Genomic DNA, 24,209 nt, shown 5'->3' with positions numbered 1-24,209 from the left:
TCGTCCCTTCGGGACTCCCAGATTAACAATTATTTTTTTCCTTCTCTTCTCTGTGCGTCAAGAACTGCAACAGTAGCAAGGTTTACAATCTCATCAACACTTGAACGCATCTGTAAAACATGAACCGGTTGTTTAAGACCCATCAAGATTGGTCCGATTACCTGTGCAACCTTCATTCCTCTGATGATCTTGTATGATAAGTTTGCAGATTCAAGATTCGGGAAGATAAATGTATTTGCAGGAGTAGTTCCTAATTTTGAGAATTGATAATCGCTTAAATGATCAGAATTCATTGCAAAATCCGGCTGAATTTCTCCATCTACAATCATTTTCGGGAATTTCTCATGAAGAATGCTTACTGCTTTTGAAACTTTTTTAGAAGTATCAGAAATTGCTGCAAAATTTTCGAATCCTAACATTGCAATTCTTGGTTCGATCGCAAAAGATTTCACAGTGTGCTCTGCCATTTTAGCAATATTCACCAAATCTTCAGCTGTAGGATTTTGATTAATGGAAGTATCTGCAAAGAAAATAGGTTTCTTTTCAGACAAGATCATCATCATTGCCGCTACTTTATCGACGCCTTTATCTTTTTCTATTACTTCTAAAACAGGTCTTAAAGTTGAAACATAGTTTTTAGAAAAACCAATAATCAAACCATCTGTGTCACCATGCTTCAACATTAAAGGACCAAAATAATCTCTCTGGCGAACATATCTTTTTGCCTTGTACTCGTTCATCCCTTTTCTCTGACGAAGCTTCCAAAGAGTTTCTCTGTATTTTTTTCTGTTTTCTTTCTGATCGTCATCACTAGGATCGATAATCGGAACATCAATGTTGATTCCGAAACGTTCCATTTGTTCTTTCACATATTTTTTGTCCCCTAAAAGAATAGGATGTGCAATTCCTTCTTCATATAAAATCTGTGCAGCTTTCAGAACATTATATTCTTCAGCATTTCCTAAAGTAATTCTTTTCGGATTTGCTTTTGCGCGGTTTTGCATCATTCTCACCAGCTTTTCATCTCTTCCCATTCTGTCGAGAAGCTGGTTTTCGTATTCGTCGAAATCGGCAATTGTTTTTCTGGCAATACCACTTTCAATAGCTGCTTTTGCTACTGCACTTGAAACTTTGGTAATTAATCTGTTATCGAATGGTTTCGGAATAAAATATTCTCTTCCAAACTGTAAATTCTTAACGTTATATGCCAAGATTACTGCTTCAGGAACTGGTTCTTTAGCCAAATCTGCAATTGCGTGAACGGCAGCCAATTTCATTTCTTCATTAATTCCTTTCGCCTGAACATCTAATGCACCACGGAAAATATACGGGAAACCAAGAACATTATTTACCTGATTAGGATAATCACTTCTTCCGGTTGCCATGATTACATCTTTTCTTGTTTCTACAGCAAGATCGTAAGCAATTTCAGGATCCGGATTGGCCAAAGCGAAAACGATCGGATTTTCGTTCATACTTAAAAGCATTTCAGGACTCATTACATTTCCTTTAGATAAACCAATGAAAACGTCTGAACCTTTTACGGCATCTTCTAAAGTTTCAATATCTGTCTGAGCGATGAAATCTAATTTTTCCGGGGTAAGGTTTTCTCTTTTATGATTGATCACACCTTTCCTTTAAACGTTGATGTCTGCAAAGATCTTAAACAAAAGACCTTTTCCTTCCATTACCGGTTTTGAAGCTTCAGCTCCGATGTCTCCCAAACCAAGAACTGCCGTTCCGTTTGAAATAACCGCCACCAAATTTCCTTTTCCTGTGTAGTCATAAACTGTTTCAGGGTTTTTCTCTATTTCCAGACAAGGAATAGCCACTCCCGGAGAATAAGCCAAAGACAAATCTCTCTGCGATGAATGGGGCTTTGAAGGAATTACCTCTATCTTTCCTTTGGGTTCTGCTTTATGATAATCTAACGCTGCCTGACTAAAGTTTTTTTCGTCGCGGTGAGTTTTACTTGACATATAATTTTAGGTTTTTTAAAGTATGTATTTAATGTGGTAATCAACCAAGCTTTCAATTGGTTTCTGCACGATGTGTCCCACATTCAAATTGAGTTCTGACGCTGCAGAACGTAAAATATTTTCGTAATAATAAGCAATTGAGCCGATAAAATTGATCTCGGCATCATGAGATTCTTCGTAAGGAAGAACCTGATAATCGAAGAAGTTTTTCATTTCTTCTAAAACCATTTCCTGGAAATAGGGATGATCTTTTCTTTCGACCACAAATTTATTGAAATTGGCTAAATATGCATTGGGTCTGGTTGTGTGATACATATTTTTTAACGCTTCATCTATCGTTAAGCCATAAGTTTCTTTAAACTCAAGATGGAGATCCTGAGGAAGTTTCTGCATAAAAAATCTGCGCACCAACTGTTTTCCGATGGCGCTTCCGCTTCCTTCGTCACCCATAAGATAACCTAATGAAGGAAGTTTTATCTTTAAATTTTCTCCGTCAAAATAACATGAGTTTGATCCTGTTCCTAAAATACATACAATCGTGGGTTTTCCGCTATACGCTGCATAAGCTGCTGCATACAAATCTTCTTTTACCATAATCTCTGCATTGGTAAAAACCTTTCCTGCTTCTTCCTGTATTGTTTCGCAATTTTGTTTTACGCCGCAACCAGAACCGTAGAAAAAGATCTTCCTGATTGAATTTTTAACAGATACCAAGCTGTTATTTTTTTCAATTTCGGGTACAATAAGCTCTTTGCTGATAAAATTGGGGTTGAAACCAATGGTTTCGGTCTTTAGGAAAACGTTTTTGAAGTCATCCAAGATTACCCAGTCAGATTTAGTAGAACCACTATCAACAATAGCAACCATATTTCTAATTTTAAAGGGCTAAATTATGAATTTATCTTTAATTAGACCTTAAAAACAGAAACAGATGCTTTCATTTATGATTAAGTTCAGTTTTTGATTTCGCTTTTATTTTGGTTAAACTGTATCAACCAGTCTTCTATTTCTTCTTCAAGATAATTGGTCTGCATCAGCATTGCATTGATAAAATCGTCCGGTACAGGATCACCTTTTGAATTCTCAAGATTCCAAAGGTCGTCTGACATATTTTCGTACTCTGAGTACACCCTTTTGAAGCGGGTGTTTTCTTTTTCTAAAGCTTCGATATTTTTCTGCTGAAGCTGAAATTTTCTGTATTTGTTTTGAGATTTCATACAAATATTTTGGTTAGTTTGGTTTATAAAACTTGTGCAGATACTTCTCATCGTGCATTACAAGATAGAAAGACCATCAACAGAAAAAGTTGAAAATGAGTTTTTTATCAGGTACAGTTTCCTTCGTTCTGAAAATTAAATTTAGAAATAATTTTTACATGAAAAAAAAATTTAACAACTTTTTTCACTGTTTAACATATAGTTATAAATTTGCGTATTAATAAAATAGATGAAAGCATTACTACTACGCCAAAAACAAGTATTATTATTTATCGTAGCCGGCGGACTGAGTGCGGTTGTGGAAATCGGGAGCTTTAAAATCTTCAGCACCTACCTTCCGCAAGTAATTTCTCAGGAACAGAATTTTCACGGAATACATTACCCGTTAAGTAATATTTTATCGACAAGCTGCGGAATTTTATTTAATTATTTTCTAAGCATCTGGTTTGTTTTTGAACGTGGAAAGCACTCTAAACAAAAAGAGTTTCTCTATTTTATGGTTGTATCGTTTATTTCAACGATTTTAAGCTTAAGTTTCTTCCAGATCTTTTACAGTTTTATATTTAAAGATAATATTGATTTAATTTTTTATACCTTGAGTCCGGAAATGATCAGTAAGATTGCTGCAATTTTATTGGTTTCCATTCTTAATTATTCTGTAAAGAAAAAAGTAATATTTAACGGTTGATTTGTGACTACAATTTTAAATTATCTCTGGAGATTCTGGCTGCTGATACTGGCATTTTTTCTGACTATTATTCTGGGAATACCGGTCTATATCTTATCTTTAAAGAAAAGCACCTTCAAATATGCGCATGGTTTTATAAGAATCTGGTGTTACGGAATGTTTTTCGGAATGGGTTTAAGATATGAGCTCATTAATCTTACCGATAAAAAGATCGATAAAAACACGCAATACGTTATTATTTCAAACCACACCTCGATCATGGATATTATGCTTCCCTGCATTTTGTTCCCCGATCACCAGCTTTGCTATGTCGGTAAAAAAGAATTGGTAAAAATTCCGATTTTCGGAACGATTTATAAAAGAATTTGCGTAATGGTAGACCGAAGCAGCGCCAGAAGCCGCGCCGATGTTTACAGAAGATGTGCCGAAAAAATGGAAGAAGGCAACAGCATTGTAATTTTCCCGGAAGGCGGAGTTCCCGATGACACTTCTATTATTTTGGATGATTTTAAAGATGGTGCATTTACACTTTCATCAAAACATCACTCTCCTATTGCCGTTTTTACTTTTATCGGTTTGAAGGAAATGTTTCCGTTTGATAATTCTAAAGGCTATCCCGGGAAAGTAAAAGTCTATTTCAACGATATTTTAGAACCGACCAATACTCCGAAAGATTTAAAACTGTCTGCTTTTGAGACAATAAAAAAAACATTAACAGAACGCAGTTAATCACATAAAAAATATATATTTGTTATTAAGAATTTATTTTTAACAAATATGYCAAAGACTACTACTCAACCTACCAATTACCCTGCACTTTATACACTGATTTTAGTGTTTTTCTTCTGGGGTTTTATTGCAGCAGGAAACAGCATTTTTATTCCTTTCTGTAAAAATTATTTTTCACTCGATCAGTTCCAGTCGCAGCTTATCGATTTTGCTTTTTACACGGCTTACTTTTTGGGAGCATTATTGCTTTTCATCTTCAGCACGATTAAAGGTATCGACATCATAGGAAAATGGGGCTACAAAAAAAGTATCGTTTACGGCCTTCTCCTTTCCGCGATCGGAGCTGCCATTATGATACTTGCGGTGAAAGCAAATGTTTATTACGGAATGCTGATCGGATTATTTGTTGTAGCGCTGGGTTTCTCTATTCAGCAGACTGCAGCAAACCCTTTTGCCGTTTTGCTGGGAGATCCTAAAACCGGAACCAGCCGACAAAACCTTGCAGGCGGAGTAAACTCTTTTGGTACATCAATCGGTCCAATCATCGTTGGTCTGGCTCTTTTCGGAACTACTGCAACGGTTGATGACGATCAGATTAAACATTTAGCTTTAGACAAAGTAATTTTATTATATACTGCTGTTGGAGCGTTATTTTTAATTGCTGCCGGAGTTTTTCATTTTTCTAAAAGACTGCCTGCAGGAATTTCTACAGAACCCATGGAAAAAGCAGGAAAAGCAAGAAAAAACCTGATTGCAATGACGGTTTTGGTAATCCTTTGCTTCATTCCTGTATTTGCGAGTTATAATTCTGATGCTGCTAAAAAGATCGAAGTTTTAGGTAATGAAATAACGGTTTTAGACAACAATATAAAAACTGAAACCGACGCTGCAACAATAGCAACTATTCAGCAAAATATTGACACTAAAAAAGCTGAATTACAGGAAGTAAAACATCCTTTGGAAAAAACAAGAATGTACTATTTAGGTGGTGCTTTGTTAGCTGTAATTCTTTGTCTTGTTTATGCAAATACAAGCTCTAAGAAAAATCCTGAAGGATGGGGAGCCATGAAATACCCGCAACTTGTTTTGGGAATGCTTGCCATTCTTTCTTATGTAGGTGTAGAAGTAGCCATCGGAAGTAATCTGGGTGAACTTTTAAGCTTGCCTGAATTCGGAGGACACCAGTCTTCAGATTTGGCGCCTTACATCTCGATGTATTGGGGAAGCTTAATGATCGGAAGATGGGCCGGTGCAATTACCGTTTTCAATCTTAATAAACAACAACAGATGATTGCAACGATTATAGTTCCGTTTGTGGCTTTCTTAGTGATTATAGGAATTAATGTAATTGCGCAGAAAGATATGTCTAATCTTTATTATTATGCAATCTGCATCGTTATTCAGGTAATTTTATTTTTGGTGAGTAAAAACAAACCGGCTTTAACGCTTATTATCTTCGGTTTATTTGGAGTTATTGCTATGATTGTAGGTTTAATGTCGACAGGAAACTTTGCTATTTATGCATTCTTGTCAGGAGGTCTTGCATGCAGCATTATGTGGCCGTCGATTTTTACTCTGGCGATCACAGGATTAGGAAAATATACTGCTCAAGGTTCTGCATTTTTGGTAATGATGATCTTGGGAGGCGGAATTATCCCTCCATTACAGGGAAAACTTTCTGATATTATCGGAATCCACAGCTCTTATATTATCCCGGTACTTTGCTTTGCTTATATTACCCTATTTGCTTATCTTGCAAAGAAGACCTTAAGCAAACAAGGGATTGATGTTGACGTTTTAGAATCTGAAGGTGCACATTAATACTACAAAAACATATAAAAAAAAGGGATTTTGGGCGGGTATTTTACTTGCCCAATTTCTTTTGTTCTATACCTTTTCAAAACTGAAATTTGCCGTTTCGTTTTTTGAAAATTTATTTGAATTTCAGAAAAAAATCCATCAGATCTTATTTGCATGGATTCCTTTTTCTTTTGGAGACTTGCTGTATATTTTATTGGGAATTTTATTGATTTATTTAATCATTAAACTTTTTAAAAAGAAAACCAGAAATAATGCTTTGCTTAAAATATTGGTTGTTTTAAATATTGCTTATTTTATTTATCAGGTATTTTGGGGAATGCTTTATTTCCAGACTCCAATCGTTGCAAAGCTTCCAAAAACTGAAGTTACATTAGAACGAAGAAAAGCATTGGCTTTAGAATATCTTGAAAAATCGAAGGCAACCAGAAAACTCGTTGCTGAAGATAAGAACGGAGTTTTTGTAATTACCGATTTAAACGCAATTCAAAAAGAAATTCTTTACCGTCAAAAAACATTTCCAGTTTTTATCAGTCAAAAAAAGAACAGCGAAAGCAATTCATTTAAACCCAGCTTATTTGGAAAAACAATGAGCTTTACAGGCATTTTGGGATATTACAATCCTTTTACTGCAGAAGCCCAGTTCAATGCTGAACTTCCTTCTTCTTATCTTCCATTTACCCTTTCGCATGAAAGTTCTCATCAATTGGGATTTGCCAGAGAGCAGGAAGCTAATTTTATTGGATACCTTATTGGTGTAGACTCAAAAAACCCTGAACTACGATACAGTACAGAATATTTCACATTGAAAAGCTTATTAAATTCTATCGTTAATGAAGATGAAAAGTTTGTAAAAACAGCTCTTGAAAATTATTCTGAAGGAATGAAGCGGGACCGATTATATGAAAAGAAATTTGTGGCAGAACATCGGGGATACCTTAATGACTTTTTCGGATTTACCAATAATCTTTTTCTTAAAAGTAATCAGCAGGAAGGTGCAGTTACCTATTCTTATTTCATCGATCTTCTTGTGCGTTACAAAAGTTTGCATACTTCATAAAAAAAGAATCGTATCAGGCGATACGATTCTAAAAACACAAATGATGAAAAAAAATTTATTACCTTGACTTGTTCCCTCATTCAAGGCACTGTAAAAGTACGACATTTTTTTAAAATTCAAAATTTACCCCTGCTTTTTATTCAATTTTTATGAAAATTTTATGATTTTATTTTTTCAGATTTTATTTTATCTCTTTATTATGATTTAAATATATGTCTTGTACAATCGGTTACAAAAGTAATTTTAGTGAAAAATTTTTATTGAAATTGATAATAATTAAAAAGCAAGTAAATAATATTAAGCTTAAAATTTTAACTATTTTTCACATAATTCTACTCTTAAAGCATCAAATTTGCATTGTAAAAATCATAATTGATTTCAATTTTCAGACATTTATGCTTCAAAAAGAAACATAAATTATCAATAGGCAATAATTTTGAATAAAATTTATGCAAATTTAAACTTAGAGAAAGATTAAGTAAAATGTTTCCACCTAATAAGATTTACTAAAAATCAGGTATAAAAAAAGACCTAAAAAAATTTTAGGTCTAATGGAATATGGTTTAATAATATTAATTTTTAATAACCGGCTGAAGCCTCTTACTAAATTTTGTAAATCATTAATAATTACAGTTACCAGTTTCTTTCTATTTTTACTTTTATTTACTTTTTTAAGAATTTCATTGCTTTTTCCTGACCTTTAAGCTTCAGAATGTACTGACCTTTTACAAGCTCATGAACTGCGATTTCTCCTTTCTGCATTTCTCCTGATTTCACCAACTGACCTGCTGCGTTATAAATTACAAAATGAGAATCATCTGCTCCATCAACATGAATGAAATCTGTAGCAGGATTTGGATATAATGTAATGTCTTTTGTTTTTACAATATCATTTGTTCCTAAGTTTGAAGCAGGAAGAATCAGATTTTGCGCATAAATATCTGCATTAACAGCAGGATCAGCACTTCTCTTCTCCTTAAAAACAATTACTGCCTGATTATTAATCGGTTTTAAAACATTTACATGCGTTTTATCTCCGTTGAAAGTAGCCATTGGAATATATTGCTGTGACCATGTAAAATCGCCATTAGCATCCAACAAAACAGCATTTAAGCTATAAAGCAAAAGACCTTGTGTAATTTTCCTCTGTACTACAAAATAGGGATTATTATTTACCAAATGCAAGTTACCTGCACTGCTCATGGTATTATTTGATATTGGAAATACTTGTTTTGCATTGTCAGTAAGAAGTCTGTTACCGGTATTTTTATCAAACTTTTGAATATATTCTCCTGTTTGTCCCTGACCGCTTGATGTATATTCAGAAATTGCCCAAATAACCTGCGATCCCGGAGCAAATGCAATTTTCATATTTTTTTCAAAGTTGGTTTGGTTAGTATCAAAATCCTTTCCGAATACTCCCCAAGGTAGGCTACCGTCAGAATTAATTCTTTGCAAATAAGAATCGAACCTGTTATTTTCACCACTGCTGTAGCCATAATATACTACATCTCCGTCTACTACACCAGAATATTTAGTATTATAAAATGTAGGTTTTGTAGAAATTTGCTTTGCTCCATCACTCCAGATAAGATTTCCATTGAAGTCTATTTTTTGAGCAAACAAATAGCTGGTGGTACCGAAACCGATTCTTTTATGGAAAATAATTTCAATTTCATTATTCGGAAGCTCAAAAAAATCAGCAGGAGCCGTTTTATTGGCAGCAACATCAGAGACAATATTAACAGGATTAGCCCAAACCGGCTGACCTGCAGCATTATATCTCTGAACTTTCATATACGTCTGAGGATTATCAGGCATCTGTCCTACAATAATATCGCCATTTGACAACGGTAAAACTGTCGGAATAAATCCGTCACCTACATTTATCCCATTTGGCCATACGGATGTACCTTGAGGTGTAACTTTAAAAACATTTACAGGATTACCCGTTCCCGTACCTGTCACAGCAATATACAGGTTATCGGAAGAGTCTATTGCCGTTCCTTCAGCAACAGAAAAGGTTGACATTGGAAGCTGGTTAGTAAGCAATAAACCATCTGTTCCTAACTGGCTAATACCATTCTGATCTAAAATCTGAACTCTTAATTCATAATTTGTAGGAGCAGCTACCTGCTTCCAAAAACAAACATATGTTTTCCCGTCACTCGTAGTTCTTGAAAATTGACCACCATCTCCGGGACTAGTTACTAATAAATTTTGATCGGTGTTTGGATTCCATTGCGCATGCAATGCAGAAATTACAAACCCGGTGAATAATAATGTAATTAATTTTTTCATATCTCTATAATTATATTTGTCATAAACGAAGTAAAAAAGTATTTTTGATAATACAACTTAAAAGCATCACCTAATTACCACCTATCAATTAAGTAAATAACACATATTCACCACATATTAAAATTTAAACAATTGATGTACAATAGATTAAAATTAATTTAAGTATTTAGATAAGTCTTCTTTTGTATTGGCAAGATTTAATTTTTCCGAAGTCTTGTACGTGAATTTTCTAAGGTTTTAAGAGTAAAGCTTAATAAATTTGAAATTTCTTTAATCGAAAATCTAAGCTTTAGCATTGCCGCCAATCTTTTATCATAGTTAGTAAGATTTGTTCTAAATGTTTATAGAAGGGTTTTATAAATCTGAAAAAATTATTCAAAATCTTTTCGTGTATTTGGCTTTACAGTTCAGCTTTTATTCTTTCTACATTTACAGCTTTTTCTTCAATATTCATAAGATCCCCATTTTGAATAGGCACTGACAGAATTTTTGCAATCTTTATTTAGTTCATATGCTTTTATAAAGATTATTAAAGTATCTAATACTACCAAAGGTTACAGAATTTTTGTTGAAAAATTCTGTGTTCACTTAGCATAAAACAAAGCTTCAGAAGACTCTTTTTCTTTAATAAAACTTGGCAAGATWATAATTGGCWTTATAGTTTGCTTCCATATCTTCAACCTTATTCTGTTCCAAAWTATTTTTKGATTYAAGCAAATATTTTTCTKCCTGGRCAAATTCTTTWTTGCTAAAGAAAAGCTTACCCAGATTGRATAGTAAAAAGCTTTTAAAACMGRATTATTATAGTCTTTAAAATCGCATGGYTTCGTTRAAAAYAGTATTGYGAMGAATCATATTTGGATAAAGYAAAATAGRCATTTAATGTTTATTCCGCACTGAGCTTACTAAAAAATTGCGAAAAAAAAAAGACCTAAAAAAATTTTAGGTCTAATGGAATATGGTTTAATAATATTAATTTTCAATAACCAGCTGAAAGCCTCTTATTAAAATTTTGTAAATCATTAATAATTACAGTCACCAATTTCTTTCTATTTTTACTTTTATTTACTTTTTTAAGAATTTCATTGCTTTTTCCTGACCGTTTATTTTCAGAATGTACTGACCTTTTACCAGATCATGTACCGCAATTTCTCCCTTCTGCATTTTTCCGGATTTCACCAACTGACCAGCTGCATTATAAATTACAAAATCAGAATCATCTACTCCGCTTACATGTATAAAATCTGTAGCAGGATTTGGATATAATGTAATGTTTTTTGTTTTTACAATATCACGAGTACCTAATGATGTGGCTGGAAGTACAAGACTTTGCGCATAAACAAACGGATTAGCAAGTTGAACAGCTGTTTTTTCTTCTTTAAATACAATTACACTTCTATTATTGATAGGCTTCAAAACATTAATATAGCTTTTAGGTCTATTCAAAGTAGCCATAGGAATGTACTGTTGAGGCCATGCAAAGTCACCATTATCATCCAACAAAACAGCATTTAAAGAAGTTGTGATAGGCGAAGCTCCATTTATTTTTTCTACTACAAAGTAAGGTTTTCCATCTACTAACTGCAGGTTATCTGCATGCATCATCATATCAGTAGACAGAGGAAAAACTTGTTTTGCATTATCAGTAAATAGTCTATTACCAGTATCTTTGTCAAACTTTTGTACATATTCGCCTCCACTCCCCTGTGAACTTCCGGTGTAATTTGCAATTGCCCATATATGTTGAGAACCCGGCTGAAAAGCCACTTTCATATTTTTTTCAAAGTTGGTTTGGTTAATATCAAAATCTTTTCCATTTACTCCCCAAGGTATACTACCATCTGGGTTTATTCTTTGTAAATATGAATCGAAACGATTGTTTTGCCCGCTAGTATAACCATAATACACATTGTTACCATCAGCAAAACCTGAAAATAAAGCATTGGAAGCGGTGGTCTGAGTAGAAATCTGCTTAGCGCCGTCTGCCCATTGTATATTTCCGTTTGCATCTAGTTTTTGAGCAAAAAGATGGCTTAATGTAGCAGTTAGCTTCTTGTGAAAAATAACTTCAATCTCATTATTAGCCAGCTCATAAATATTGGCAGGTTCTGTCTTTTTGGTGGCATCATCAGATACAATACTCACAGGATTTGCCCATACCGGTTGACCTGCAGGATTGTATCTCTGTACAACCATATGTGACTGGGTTGTTGGAGCATATCCTATTGCAATATCACCATTTGCCAAAGGGCAAATATCAGATACATAGCCTTGTCCCGCATTAATCCCATCTGGCCATACTGAGGTACCTTGGGAATTAATTTTAAAAAGACGTACAGGAATGCCTGTTCCTGTTCCGCTAACTGATACGTAGACGTTATTTGCTGAATCAACCGCTGTTTTCCAATTTCCTGTAAAAGTACTCATCGGAATTGTATTGCTTAGCAACATTCCATCTGTTCCTAACTGCTTGTTACCATTCTGATCTAAAATCTGAAGCCATAGTTCAAAATTTGCAGGTGCCGGAACTTGCTTCATGTATAAAATAAATGTTTTACCATCATTAGTTGTGGTGGAGAACGAAGCGCCATTTCCGGGATTCGCAATAAATAAATTTTGATCTGTATTAGGATTCCACTGTGCATGTGCTGCAGAAATCATGAGACCCGTACATAATAATGTAATTAATTTTTTCATATCTCTCTATTATTTTTCTCTTAAACAAAGGAATAAAGTATTTTGAAAATACAATTAAAAAACATTACATAGTTACCACCTAAAATTAAAAATCGGACACATACTCACCACATATCAAAGCTTAAGTCTCTGAATTACAGTTAATTAAAATTCATCCAGATATTTAGATAAATCTTCTTTTGTATTGGTAAGATCTAATTTTTTCCGAAGTCTTGTACGTGAATTTTCTATGGTTTTAGGAGTCACATTTAATAAATTCGAAATTTCTTTAGTTGATAATCTCAGTTTTAACATTGCCGCCAATCTTTTATCATAATTGGTAAGATTAGGATGTTTTAGTTCTAAATTCTTATAGAAAGATTCATGAATCTGTAAAAAATGATATTCAAAATCTTCCCAGGTATTTGGTTTTACACTTATTTTAATTTCATTAATGATTTCTGAAATCTCTTCCGCATGCTGGTATTTTATTTTCAGTGTATTTACCTTTTCTAAAATTGATTTAAAGATTGAATCGACTTTTTGCTGCTCCATCGATTGATATACCAATAGTTTTTCTTTCATATGGTTATCAAACTCCAATTCTTTTTCTCTTGCTTCCACGAGTTTTTTCTCAAGATTCAAAGCTTCGTTTTTATTTCTGTAGTTTATTGTATACAAAATACTGATCACCACGATCAGCAGAAAAACAATCAGTATTACAATATAAATTAAATTTCTTTTTTCCTGCTTAAGGCTGCTCAGCTTCTGTTTTAGCTCATATTCATGTTCAGCTTTTATTCTTTCAACATTTACAGCTTTTTCTTCAATATTCATAAGATCCCTTATAGAATCATATTTTGAATAGGCAATGACAGAATTTTTATAATCGCCATTTAGTTCATATGCTTTATAAAGATTATTAAAGTACCTAATACTGCTGAAGGTTACAGAATTTTTGTTGAAAAAATTCCCTGTTCGCTTAGCATAAAACAAAGCTTCAGAAGGCTGTTTTTGTTCAATATAAAACTTGGCAAGATTATAATTGGCATTATAGTTTGCTTCCATATCTTGCTTTGGTGCAGTATTCTAATGCTTCGTCAAAATGATTGATATCAATATAAATCTGGGTGGTTTTAAGATAAAAATCTCCCATATCTTGATCGGGAGCAAGCTTCTTAGCTTTTTGGATATACAAATCAACTTTTCCTCCATCTTTATATTTAGTGGTATTGGCAGAATCTAGGTAAACTGCATAAGGCTTTCTATTTTGCGCATTGCAAAAATTGAGAAGGCTAAAAAAAATAAAACCAAAAAATAACTTTCTTTTCATCATTTAATATAAAAAATATCCCCAATCACTACTTAAACTTCTAATTATCATCTAAATTTATAAAATATTTTTTAATCGGGAGTATAAATTAATTGCTAAAATAAATTAACTCCTTATAGACTGTTTTTTATAACTTATATAAAAATAGAAGAATCTAAATTTAAAGAATACAATTTAAGAATCTGTGAGGGTTGAATGTAAAAATTATTCTGAATATTTTGCACAAAAAAACCGCAATCATCGATAATCAATGTATTGCGGTTTAATATTGTAGCGAAGACGGGAATTGAACCCGTGACCTCAGGGTTATGAATCCTGCGCTCTAACCAACTGAGCTACCTCGCCGTTTTGGTGGTGCAAATATAGAAAATATTTACTAACCTCCAAAATTATTTTAGCTTAAAATATTCTAAAACATCACCAACATGACTGGGCTTGCTGATAATCTTATTGTTAGCATCCAAAATAAAATACGTAGGTGTTGCATGAATATTATAAATTTCTGCAAAAGAGCTGTTCCATCCTCTTAATTCCGAATCATTGATCCAAGGGAAAGCCGCAATTTTAGTGGTATAAGCATTTTTATCAGTATCTAAAGACATCCCGATAACCTGGATATTTTTTGCCTGCAAATCTTTGTATTTAGTTAAAAGCTGTGGCAATTCATTTTCGCAATGCGAGCAGGTTGAAGACCAAAAAACGATCACTTTTTTATCAGCCTTTACATCAGCAATTGTCTTAGCAGTAGTGTTTACCGGAGAATGAAATTTATAAACRGGAAAAGTAGCACCAATGTCGGTTGCAGCATTAGATTTTATGGTAGATGCCAAACGATCATTTATAGTACATTTTAAACCTTTTGCAAGGGTGAGATATTTAGTTTTAAAATCACTCATGTCATACACATCAAAGATATCAATCAGTTCCGAAAGCACGGTTTGCCCTCTCGGTGTTTCAACATTTAATCTATTAATCAAGGTATCTACAGAAGTAGTAACATTAGTATTTCCTCCTACATTAAGATAAGATACTAAAATAGGACGTAAAAGAGATGAACTCTCCAACATATCGTTTGATTTATCGATAAAATTGACGATATCTTCCTGAGTAATCTTGTTTGCAGGATTATTGGAAAGGAATTTATTATAATTCGTATGATAATAATATACAAACGGATGTTTAGCCTGATCTATATTGCTTGTTCCGGACAACCTCCCCATCTCACTGATTAATGCTTTCCCAAATTCCGTATTATCTTTATAATATTCTTTAATCTGAACTAAAGCGGGAAGAATGATTTCTTTTTTCTGAGATGACTCCTGAATAGAATTCATCAGCTCATTCGACTCATCCTGATAAATTATATTCTTTATTTTATTTGCTTTTGTTTCAAGCTGAATGCTGATATTTTTATTTTCCGAGATAAAACTTACAGTATTATTGGTATTTGGAAAATATACTTTCATCATACCGGAATAACTTTTAGGATATTTAAAAACCCAAACATTTCCTTTACTTTTTTCTTTGGTGACGATAATATCCTTCGAACCATTCAATGTGTACAAAATAGCTTCTTGCTCATTAAAATCTGGTTGCGACTGAATATTTACAGAAAACTGCGCTTTAATAGAAAATGCCAACAGCATTCCCGACAATAGAAGTATCTTTTTCATAATGTAAAAATAAAAAAACTCTCCGAGTAATCAGAGAGTTTCAAATATTTTAATACAATTTTTATATTTTTTGAGTTTTATATTTTTTTGCAAAATAAGCAATTCCAAGAATTGCAACAATCGCTAATACATAAACGTACATATCAATTGGGGAAGTAGGTCTTTCACAAGGGGGAAAACCAGGAATATCACATGGAGCACCAGGTGTATCTTGAGCCTTCATAATACTAACAGCCAATACAGAAAGTAACAAAAGTATTTTTTTATTAAAAAATCTCATCATGCTGTTTGTTTTATTTAATTAATATTTTGGTGTTTACAGTATTGCCGTCGTTACCCACAACTTTTACAATATAAGCAGCTTTTATTGATGAATCCAGTTTAATTACATAATCACCATCTGTTTTCACCGATTTTTCTGAAACAACCAGCTTTCCACTTGCATCAAAAACTTCAACCGAAGCAGATTTCCAAGCCGGGTCAAACCTAACAATGTAGTTTTTGATACTTGGGTTGTAAACAACTAATGTTCTAGATTCAGGTTTAACTTCGTTGGTATTTAGTGTTCCATTATTCTGAGGCGCACCATAATAAAGACCGTAGCTAGAATTTGTTACAGGAATGACATCGCCTTGTTTAATCTGCACAGCTTGCCCATTTGCAACCGTGTAATAAAAACCAGTACCTCCGGATAATATATGTGTGGCATTGGGAACCAAATCTACATTATCTCTGATTTCAAATTTCAAAGAACTTATATTTTGCCCGAAAACGCTTAAGTTAATTTTTTTACCAAGATAATCTACTTCATTGGCTTCATTAATGTACAATCTGTATGTAGATGAATAATTCTGGTCAATAGTACCATTCGCAGCCTCTTCAAAAGTCTGAATAATTGCAGAGGTATTGGTCATTGCCTGTACAGAAGATACACTGGCATTAGGAATATTACCTGTGGTAAATTGCGGAGCAACAACATAATATGTTTCTCCGATCTGATTGCCATTGGCATCCAGCGCTAAAACACCTAATTGCTTAATTGCACCTGTAGTTGTATTCTTAGCAGCAGTAACACTATAAGAAGTACCTTCCGCTCTCGGAGTATAGTTAAATCTTCTAAGATTATCAAAATCCATCTCTTGAGGAGTAGAATTTCTTAATTTAATCTTGAATGTTCCTAAAGGTCTCACTACTAAAGCAGCGGTAAGACTTCCTATTGGTTTATGCGTATTCGGATCAAAAGTTACCATCTGAGAACCAGCATAAGAAGTTGTACCTCCTGTTGTTGTATTATAGGTAACATTTTGTGGATCAACTACAATTCCCCAAATATTAGTAAATGCATTATTATCATTAGCAACTCCCGCTTCGGTAAAGCCAATCATAGATAAATCGATGTTGGTTAAATACGGATTAGAAAATTGATAGAAAAATTGACCAAAAGTAGTTGTTGTAGTATTCCACGGAATAGCATTATCAAAAGGATCGTAAATATATGTATTGTACTTTTCCTGATAAATATTTCTGTTATTACCGCCAGCTCCAAATGTAGCGGGAACAGATGACGGGATTAAAGATATTGTATTTCCTGCACCGCTTATTCCGTCTGCATATGGCGTACCTTTTACCGTATGTAAAGTTACAGGATTCATAGTTGCCGCACCCAATGTGTAATAAGCAGTTTTGTCAGCTGCAGTAGTAACAGCAGAATTTACATCTATTGTAATACCCGCTGTAGAACCACTCGTAATTGGTGCAGATGGAATTATAGAACCATCAAATCTTCGATCGGCATTACTCCATTTAAGAATTTCTCGCCCCATCCATCTGGAATTATTAAAATTCCCGGCCAAGTCGGTACTAAGACTAGAGAATGTTTTCCCAATAAAAGGAATACCTATTTGCTGATAAGCACCGTGCCTTGTAGCAGCATACTCCTTATCAACAACACCGGAAATATTACCTTGTGAGACACCTTTAATGTAGAGCTGGCCATAAGAAGAGGTAACCGGGGAAGCAGTATCGTTGATCCTTAAGATTATATTCGCTCCATCGGTTCTGACAGATGAATCTGTATTAATAGTTCTCAATACATCAGAACCACTGCCTACAACCATCATGTTACCATGCAGATCGATATTGCCGGTTCCTTTAGTTTGCACACCTCCTCCGTTATAAACGAGAGTTCCGTTACTCACATACATTTTAGCTGTATTGTCTACATGAAGTAGTACCTGCGCCTGAACAGATAAACCAATCGCTAAAACACCGATTGTTAATAAATTTTTTTTCATTGTATCTATAGTTTTTGTGTTAACACTATATTTGGTACAAAGATATAAATTTTTTCTAAAAAAAAATTAAAATCACTTAATAATCAAAATATTATCTTTTGTGAGAACAATTTCATCCTGCTCTCCTACCGTAAACATATAATCTTCCAGCACTTTTTCGGTAGTTCCGCGCAATCCTCTGGCTCCTAAACCTTTCTCCATAGTTTCATCAACGATAGCCTCTACAGCTTCATCGGTGAATACCAATTTGGTTCCGTCCATTTTAAAAAGTTCTACAAATTGATTAATGATAGAATTTTTTGGTTCTTTCATAATTCTGATCATTGTTTCTTTCGTAAGCTTTTCCAGGTAAGTGATGATAGGAAATCTTCCTAAAAGTTCAGGAATTAATCCGAATGACCGAAGATCGATTGCATTAATATTCGTTAAAACATATTCATCTTCTTCTACTTTGTTAATTTTTTCAGCGCTGAAACCTATCGCCTGCTTATTCATTCTTCTTTCGATGATTTCTTTAATACCGTCAAAAGCTCCACCTGCAATAAATAAAATATTTTGTGTATTTACCTGAATGTATTTTTGATCAGGATGCTTTCTTCCTCCCTGCGGCGGAACATTTACAATACTTCCTTCCAGAAGCTTCAGTAAACCTTGCTGAACACCTTCACCCGAAACATCTCTTGTAATACTCGGGTTATCAGATTTTCTGGCGATTTTATCAATTTCATCAATAAAAACAATTCCTTTTTCCGCTTTTTCCACATCATAGTCTGCAACCATTAAAAGTCTTGAAAGAATACTTTCGACATCTTCTCCTACATAACCTGCTTCCGTTAAAATTGTTGCATCAACAATACAGAAAGGAACATTCAGTTCTTTAGCAATCGTTTTCGCCAAAAGAGTTTTTCCGGTTCCGGTTTCACCAATCATAATGATGTTTGATTTCTCAAGCTCTACTTCCCTGTTTTCGTCTTTTGCATGAAGCAGTCTTTTATAATGATTGTATACCGCAATGGCAAGCTGTTTTTTTGCCTGATCCTGCCCGATCACATATTGGTTTAGAAATTCTTTTATTTCTTTTGGTTTTTTAAGCTCATCAATAGATTCAGCAGGTGAAAACCCAGCCGGCGAAACCGTATCTTTTACAATTGAATGCGCCTGCTCTATACAGTTTTCACAAATAAAGCCATTCTGCCCAGAAATCAGCATTTGCACTTCATTTCTTTTCTTACCACAAAAAGAACATTGGTTTGGATTCATCTTTTTATAAAAAGTATATGATTAAAGAAAATCGTAAAAAATTTCTTTTTTACGACCTTCTGTATTTGTTAAGAATTAATTATTGAATTTTGAATTTCGGAATATTCTTCCGCAGAAAGTTTCAGTCTTTCATTTCTGAAATTCATATCCTCCATTTTATTCAACGGGATCAAATGAATATGAGCATGAGGAACTTCTAATCCCACAACCGCAACTCCTACTCTTATACAAGGGATTGCCTTTTTCACTTTCTTCGCAACGGTTTGCGCAAAAGCCCAAAGATTTTTGTACTCTTCGCTTTCCATATCAAAAATAAGGTCGACCTCTTTTTTGGGAATAACCAAAGTATGTCCTTTTACCAAAGGCATTGCATCCAGAAATGCCACAAAGTTTTCATCTTCTGCAATTTTATAGGCAGGAATTTCTCCGTTGATGATTTTTGTGAAAATTGAACTCATATTAAAAATTTTAAATTCGGTTTACAAAGTTATATCTAAAACCTCAAAAGAAAGTTTATTTCCATTGGGAAGTACGATCTCTGCAGTTTCGCCAATTACTTTTCCCAGTAAACCTTTTGCAATAGGAGTATTTACAGATATCTTACCCGATTTCAGATCACTTTCATTATCAGGAACCAATGTGAAAATCTGTTCTTTTTTTGTATCGTTATTTAAAAGCTTTACTGTGGTAAGGATCGAAACTTTAGAAGTATCCAATTGCGTCTCGTCAATCACTTTAGAAGTCGTAACAATATCTTTAAGCTTAGAAATTCTCATTTCAAGCATTCCTTGTGCCTCTTTGGCTGCATCGTATTCTGCATTTTCAGACAAGTCACCTTTATCTCTTGCTTCTGCAATCTGTTGGGTGATCTTTGGTCTCTCTATTTTTTCTAACTGTTCAAGCTCGGCTTTCATTTTATCTAAACCTTCCTTGGTTACATAGCTTGCCATAATTTTATATTTTAGTTTTAGTATAAAAAAAATTATCCGACATTTGCCGGACAATGTTTTTGTTTATTAATCGTTATTGTTTTACAAATATATAAAAATTTATATTCAAATGAAAAAAACTTTTTCAAGCCTTACAATTCTCACCTTTCTGATATTCAGTTTTTTAAATATAAATTCTTGCAACAGCCGTGAAGATACCGTAAGTTGTTTTCCCAATACTCCTATTAATGTAAACTTAAATCTGAATCTCGCTTTATACAATAATCTGAACTTTGTTGGAGGCTGGATCTATGTGGATGAGCAGCAATCAGGAACAAGAGGTCTGATTGTGGTGAGAACAGCAGATACGCCTGCTCAATTCAAGGTTTACGACAGAAATGCACCGCATCTTTGCCCTGATAACAATACTACATTAGAAGTAAAAAGTGACAACAACAGCATTTTTTGCCCGAAAGATAATTCAACCTGGATTTTAATAAGCGGACAACCTACTGCAGTCTCTCCYCTACCACCCAAAACTTATTTCTGGAATTATGATGCTTCGACAAAAAATTTAAGCCTGTACAATTAATGAAAGCAGTAATACAAAGAGTCTCTGAAGCTTCTGTAAAAGTAGACGGAAAAATTGTAGGGGAAATAAGTACAGGTTTCATGCTTCTCATCGGGATCGACGAAAACGATGAAAAAACAGATGCAGACTGGCTTGTACAAAAGATTTTAAATCTCAGAATTTTTGGTGATGAAAACGGCAAACTCAATTTATCGATTAAAGACATCAATGGAGAAATATTATGCATCAGCCAATTTACTTTAATTGCAGATTACAAAAAAGGCAATCGCCCATCATTTATAAAAGCGGCAAAACCCGATAAAGCAATTCCTCTTTTTGAATATTTCAAGGAGGAGCTTTCAAAATCTGATCTAAAAATTGAAAGTGGTATTTTTGGAGCAGACATGAAAGTTTCGCTAACCAATGATGGACCTGTAACGATCGTAATGGATACTATTACAAAGCAATAAAAAATTATAAGATGAAAATCTCTCGTTTTTAAAAACAATTATGCATACCACACATTAATTTATCAAATTCTCAAAAATACCGTAATAAAACCCATACAAAACTCCGTAAAATAACTAATAATTACTAAAATCAACAACAAAACATACCTCGATTTGAATTTATAGTATTTTTTTATTTACCTTTAGGTAACCAAAAGCAAATTACTATGAAAAACCGCTACTTGATTGTGGCCCTATTAATTATGGGGTGCAATTTAAACGCACAAGTGGGGATTAACACAGAAAATCCCAAGTCGACATTACATGTTCAAAAGAAAGCTGATCTTGCTTTTGCAGACGGTATTATCCCCCCAGAATTTCCGGAGATTCTCTAAGGCTAAAAGAAGCAGCTTATACAGAAGCGCAGAACGGAGCCATTGTGTATGTAACAAGTCCTGTTACCAGTCCTAATCCCACTACAGATCCCAAAACTCAAGATGTAGGAAGCTCAGGATTCTTTGTGTATGATGCCTTTTACACGCATCCCAATACAACCCGCGGAATCTGGAACAAGGTCTTCGAAAGTGATTTAGGAATGTCTAAAAGTGCTTATGCGGCAAAATTCAGAGGCAACCTTTCTCTTGTCAATATCAGTCTTGGTCTATTCACCAGTACATTTAATTATCTGCCTTTAAATACTACAGGAAGTACGGTTACTACAGAAATTTCATCCACCCAGATTGTAAACAACGAATACGTAGTACCATCGAGCGGACTTTATCATATTGATTATAGTTTTAGAACCGGACAGGGAGTTTCGGCCCAGCTTTTATCAAATAATCCTCCGGGAATTGCTATTGTGAAAACTGTAGGTTCCGGAGGAACGGCTGTAAATACGCTTTTAGATTACAGGGTATTTGGTGGGGTTAACTTATTAGATTTATCGGGTATACTTGCGCTTAATCTCGTTGTGATCAATATAACGCTTACACAAGGACAAATAAGCCATATTTACAGACTCAATGCAGGAGATAGACTGCGGTTTGGGTTGGTACAAGGCGGTCTTAATTTAGGAGCTATCTCAGATAAGTCTGCAGAATTATCTATTTACAAAATCAGGTAACACAAATTCTTTATATAGCAAAAGCTTTCTTATATTCTAAGAAAGCTTTTGATGGTTATGTTACTAACTTTACCTTACCGGAACACTGCTAAAGTTCAAAGCTACTTTCAGATTCATATCAGAACTTGTCTGATTCTTAAGCTCGTAAACCGTTCTTACGGTCAATCCGGTGCTTTTCACCACAGAATCAAGGAAGCCTGTTTCATTATTCAGATCCAGATTTAAACTTGAAGAATTGGTATCAATAGCCGATCTTGAAGCGACTAATTTTTCACCGGTTCCGTTGCATAAATTATACCAAATCTATTCTATTCTCACAGAAAAATTTCCAGTTAAATCTCCTTCTGCCATAAGGTTTTTGCCAATAATTAACCACACATCACCATTTTCAGGAATTTTATATGAAATGTCTTTGCCAAAAGGTCCGTCAAATTTTCCGTCAGGTGTTTTTATCTGGTTAAACCTAATGTTCATGTTGTTATTTTCAGGTAAAACGGAAGCTTTCAGATCAGTCTTCTCATAATTTTTAATTTTAATAATAAGCTTCTGATTTTTATCTGTAAATTTTTCATCAATTAATAAAGGAAGCTTTTCGCCATCAACAATTTTTATAATTTCCCCATTTTTGGTTTCAGTAAGCTCAACTTTATTATTTTTTAAAGTATCTTCATTGATTTTCAAATTCTGAGAATCTGGTTTCGATGCATTGACGGATTGTTCAGAAACGATAACAGAATCTGTTTCCTTATCAGTTGCGGCTGCTTCCTTTTTACAGGAAAACATCAACAACGGAATCAAAATAAAAGCTTGCTTTTTCATATTATTTGGTTTAAATAGTTTCGTAATAAAAGATTTTAGATAAGAAAGTAGTTGATTTTTCAGCTTTCACCTGATCCAAAATCTCTTTTTTAAGTTTTAAATCGTTCTTTTCTTCAGCATATTTCAAAAGATATTTTTCGTTGAAATTGGCATCTTTCATATGATACTTTACATCAAAATCTGAACGCTTCATATTGCTGGAAGTAACGATACCACCCCAGTTGATAAAACTGCATGCTAAAATTATTCCATAAAAATACCAGCTCATACTGTTAAAAAGGAAAGCATTTGTTTTTTTAAACTGAATTTTAAAAAAGGTGAGAATAAGACCAATCAAAGCTAAAAGTAAAAATGCATCTACGCCAAGCCTTTTATAAGTAAAGCCATAATTTGTGATGTATTCTGTATTTTTAAGAAAGGCAGACAATACAAGTACCGCATTCAGAACGAGCCAGGTTTTAGCTAAAACTTTCAGCAAGCCTGCTTTAGGGTCAAAATTAAAGTTTGATTTAAAATAAAACATGATAACTAAAATTGCCATAATAATAGAGATAATTACCGAATTTACCCTTTCGTGAGTCTCTTCTGAAAGCTGAACCGGAGTTTTTACGGCTTCGTAAAACTGTTCGTAATTATAAGTAATGATAAAAAAGATCAGTAAAATAATTAGAGAAACCAAAGAAATGACGCCGCTTATTCTTTCTGTGGCAAGATCCAGAAAAGCATAAGTTGGTTTTTGAACCTGGGCATTTGCACGAAAATCATTATTTAAAAGATGATTTTGTTTGTATAAATATTTTTCTACAACAAAGCTCCAGTAATTGAAAGCGATGAAAAATCCTAATGCACCAAGACATATAATCTGCCAAAGATTTATATCCAGTTCATAATCTGTAAACAATCCTGCAAAATGCTCGCTTCCCAGTGCATAAATCCCGAAAAATATGGCTACGAAAGCAAACGGAATTAATATAAAAGCAAATATTTTTTTTCCTAAACCCGAAATATTATATTGGGGAAGCCAATCGTGGAAGCTAAAAAAACGGCAGATAAAAGTGAAAAAATTGACCACAAAAACAGGGATCAGAAAAAGAATTTTCATTCTCCTGTTTTTAGATCTGAAAGAAAGCAGCAAAAGTGAAATAATCAATGCGGCAAACGAAGCGAAATCGCCAAACCATGCAAAAGCAGAGCTTGAAAGAATTCCGGCAGCGAAGAGCAGAAAAAAAGTTTTGCTGCGGTTTCTTACAGGGGTTTTAATAAGCGTTAAAACTGAGTACAAAACAAAAC

The 24,209-nt window shown here is 33.8% G+C and carries 23 protein-coding genes, 1 tRNA gene and 1 pseudogene; 9 read left to right on the top strand and 16 right to left on the bottom strand.

Annotation, left to right across the window (positions count from 1 at the left end):
- Nucleotides 1-29: 29 nt before the first annotated feature.
- From AB4Y90_RS08265 to AB4Y90_RS08255, 3 genes and pseudogenes are all read right to left on the bottom strand, one after another.
- Nucleotides 30-1,979: pseudogene (locus AB4Y90_RS08265) on the bottom strand (phosphate acyltransferase).
- Nucleotides 1,980-1,994: 15 nt separating this feature from the next.
- Nucleotides 1,995-2,846 (bottom strand): ATPase, encoded by an 852-nt coding sequence (locus AB4Y90_RS08260; protein WP_441556933.1) that lies wholly within the window; start codon nt 2,844-2,846, stop codon nt 1,995-1,997.
- A gap of 86 nt (nt 2,847-2,932) precedes the next feature.
- Nucleotides 2,933-3,196: a hypothetical protein gene (locus AB4Y90_RS08255; protein WP_441556932.1), complete on the bottom strand. Its 264-nt coding sequence runs from the start codon at nt 3,194-3,196 to the stop codon at nt 2,933-2,935.
- A 229-nt stretch (nt 3,197-3,425) separates the two neighbouring features.
- Here AB4Y90_RS08255 and AB4Y90_RS08250 point away from each other — a divergent pair, with 229 nt between their 5' ends.
- From AB4Y90_RS08250 to AB4Y90_RS08235, 4 genes are read left to right on the top strand one after another with little or no spacing between them, the layout of a single operon-like run.
- The gene (locus tag AB4Y90_RS08250) at nt 3,426-3,884 is read left to right on the top strand and encodes a GtrA family protein (RefSeq protein WP_441556931.1); all 459 of its coding nucleotides are present in this window, start codon (nt 3,426-3,428) and stop codon (nt 3,882-3,884) included.
- A 3-nt stretch (nt 3,885-3,887) separates the two neighbouring features.
- Nucleotides 3,888-4,613: a lysophospholipid acyltransferase family protein gene (locus tag AB4Y90_RS08245; RefSeq protein ID WP_441556930.1), complete on the top strand. Its 726-nt coding sequence runs from the start codon at nt 3,888-3,890 to the stop codon at nt 4,611-4,613.
- Between the two features lie 48 nt (nt 4,614-4,661).
- The gene (locus tag AB4Y90_RS08240) at nt 4,662-6,434 is read left to right on the top strand and encodes an MFS transporter (protein ID WP_441556929.1); all 1,773 of its coding nucleotides are present in this window, start codon (nt 4,662-4,664) and stop codon (nt 6,432-6,434) included.
- Nucleotides 6,424-7,491, top strand: coding sequence for a DUF3810 domain-containing protein (locus AB4Y90_RS08235; protein WP_441556928.1), 1,068 nt, complete (start codon nt 6,424-6,426; stop codon nt 7,489-7,491). Before AB4Y90_RS08240 ends, AB4Y90_RS08235 begins: the two co-directional genes overlap by 11 nt.
- A 663-nt stretch (nt 7,492-8,154) precedes the next feature.
- Here AB4Y90_RS08235 and AB4Y90_RS08230 read toward each other — a convergent pair.
- From AB4Y90_RS08230 to greA, 11 genes are all read right to left on the bottom strand, one after another.
- Complete coding sequence (locus tag AB4Y90_RS08230; protein ID WP_441556927.1) at nt 8,155-9,792, bottom strand: T9SS type A sorting domain-containing protein; 1,638 nt, start codon at nt 9,790-9,792, stop codon at nt 8,155-8,157.
- A gap of 1,065 nt (nt 9,793-10,857) precedes the next feature.
- Nucleotides 10,858-12,489 carry a T9SS type A sorting domain-containing protein gene (locus AB4Y90_RS08225; protein WP_441556926.1) on the bottom strand — a complete coding sequence of 544 codons (1,632 nt, stop codon included), beginning with the start codon at nt 12,487-12,489 and terminating at the stop codon, nt 10,858-10,860.
- A 144-nt stretch (nt 12,490-12,633) separates the two neighbouring features.
- On the bottom strand, nt 12,634-13,536 hold the full coding sequence (locus tag AB4Y90_RS08220; protein ID WP_441556925.1) for a helix-turn-helix transcriptional regulator: 903 nt from the start codon (nt 13,534-13,536) through the stop codon (nt 12,634-12,636).
- Nucleotides 13,520-13,801, bottom strand: a complete 282-nt coding sequence (locus AB4Y90_RS08215) for a hypothetical protein (RefSeq protein ID WP_441556924.1) — start codon at nt 13,799-13,801, stop codon at nt 13,520-13,522. The genes AB4Y90_RS08220 and AB4Y90_RS08215 overlap by 17 nt, the downstream gene beginning before the upstream one ends.
- A 271-nt stretch (nt 13,802-14,072) precedes the next feature.
- Nucleotides 14,073-14,146, bottom strand: a tRNA-Met gene (locus AB4Y90_RS08210).
- Nucleotides 14,147-14,190: 44 nt separating this feature from the next.
- Nucleotides 14,191-15,474 (bottom strand): peroxiredoxin family protein, encoded by a 1,284-nt coding sequence (locus tag AB4Y90_RS08205; protein WP_441556923.1) that lies wholly within the window; start codon nt 15,472-15,474, stop codon nt 14,191-14,193.
- Nucleotides 15,475-15,535: 61 nt separating this feature from the next.
- Entirely contained in the window at nt 15,536-15,757 is a 222-nt protein-coding gene (locus AB4Y90_RS08200) for a signal peptidase (RefSeq protein WP_441556922.1), read from the bottom strand.
- Between the two features lie 10 nt (nt 15,758-15,767).
- A complete protein-coding gene (locus tag AB4Y90_RS08195; RefSeq protein WP_441556921.1) occupies nt 15,768-17,768 on the bottom strand; it encodes a T9SS type A sorting domain-containing protein in 2,001 nt (666 codons plus the stop codon).
- 72 nt (nt 17,769-17,840) lie between these two features.
- A complete protein-coding gene (clpX, locus tag AB4Y90_RS08190; protein ID WP_441556920.1) occupies nt 17,841-19,028 on the bottom strand; it encodes an ATP-dependent Clp protease ATP-binding subunit ClpX in 1,188 nt (395 codons plus the stop codon).
- Between the two features lie 68 nt (nt 19,029-19,096).
- Complete coding sequence (locus AB4Y90_RS08185) at nt 19,097-19,486, bottom strand: HIT family protein (RefSeq protein ID WP_441556919.1); 390 nt, start codon at nt 19,484-19,486, stop codon at nt 19,097-19,099.
- Between the two features lie 21 nt (nt 19,487-19,507).
- Nucleotides 19,508-19,978 carry a transcription elongation factor GreA gene (greA, locus tag AB4Y90_RS08180; RefSeq protein ID WP_441556918.1) on the bottom strand — a complete coding sequence of 157 codons (471 nt, stop codon included), beginning with the start codon at nt 19,976-19,978 and terminating at the stop codon, nt 19,508-19,510.
- Between the two features lie 109 nt (nt 19,979-20,087).
- Here greA and AB4Y90_RS08175 point away from each other — a divergent pair, with 109 nt between their 5' ends.
- The 5 genes from AB4Y90_RS08175 to AB4Y90_RS08155 all read left to right on the top strand — a co-directional run bounded on the left by AB4Y90_RS08175 (nt 20,088) and on the right by AB4Y90_RS08155 (nt 22,325).
- Entirely contained in the window at nt 20,088-20,549 is a 462-nt protein-coding gene (locus AB4Y90_RS08175; protein WP_441556917.1) for a hypothetical protein, read from the top strand.
- Nucleotides 20,549-20,998 (top strand): D-aminoacyl-tRNA deacylase, encoded by a 450-nt coding sequence (gene dtd / locus AB4Y90_RS08170; protein WP_441556916.1) that lies wholly within the window; start codon nt 20,549-20,551, stop codon nt 20,996-20,998. The genes AB4Y90_RS08175 and dtd overlap by 1 nt, the downstream gene beginning before the upstream one ends.
- Nucleotides 20,999-21,204: 206 nt before the next feature.
- Nucleotides 21,205-21,372, top strand: a complete 168-nt coding sequence (locus tag AB4Y90_RS08165; protein WP_441556915.1) for a hypothetical protein — start codon at nt 21,205-21,207, stop codon at nt 21,370-21,372.
- Between the two features lie 44 nt (nt 21,373-21,416).
- Nucleotides 21,417-22,100, top strand: coding sequence for a hypothetical protein (locus AB4Y90_RS08160; protein WP_441556914.1), 684 nt, complete (start codon nt 21,417-21,419; stop codon nt 22,098-22,100).
- Nucleotides 22,101-22,157: 57 nt separating this feature from the next.
- Entirely contained in the window at nt 22,158-22,325 is a 168-nt protein-coding gene (locus AB4Y90_RS08155) for a hypothetical protein (protein ID WP_441556913.1), read from the top strand.
- Between the two features lie 78 nt (nt 22,326-22,403).
- Here the strand turns inward: AB4Y90_RS08155 and AB4Y90_RS08150 are convergent, their stop codons facing one another.
- A complete protein-coding gene (locus AB4Y90_RS08150) occupies nt 22,404-22,919 on the bottom strand; it encodes a hypothetical protein (RefSeq protein WP_441556912.1) in 516 nt (171 codons plus the stop codon).
- A 10-nt stretch (nt 22,920-22,929) separates the two neighbouring features.
- Nucleotides 22,930-24,209 (bottom strand): DUF4153 domain-containing protein (locus tag AB4Y90_RS08145; RefSeq protein ID WP_441556911.1); only part of this gene is annotated, 1,280 nt, incomplete at its 5' end.

The sequence above is a fragment of the Chryseobacterium sp. 2TAF14 genome (assembly GCF_052115105.1).
Lineage (GTDB): Bacteria > Bacteroidota > Bacteroidia > Flavobacteriales > Weeksellaceae > Chryseobacterium.
This window is presented reverse-complemented; position numbering and strand designations above follow the sequence as displayed.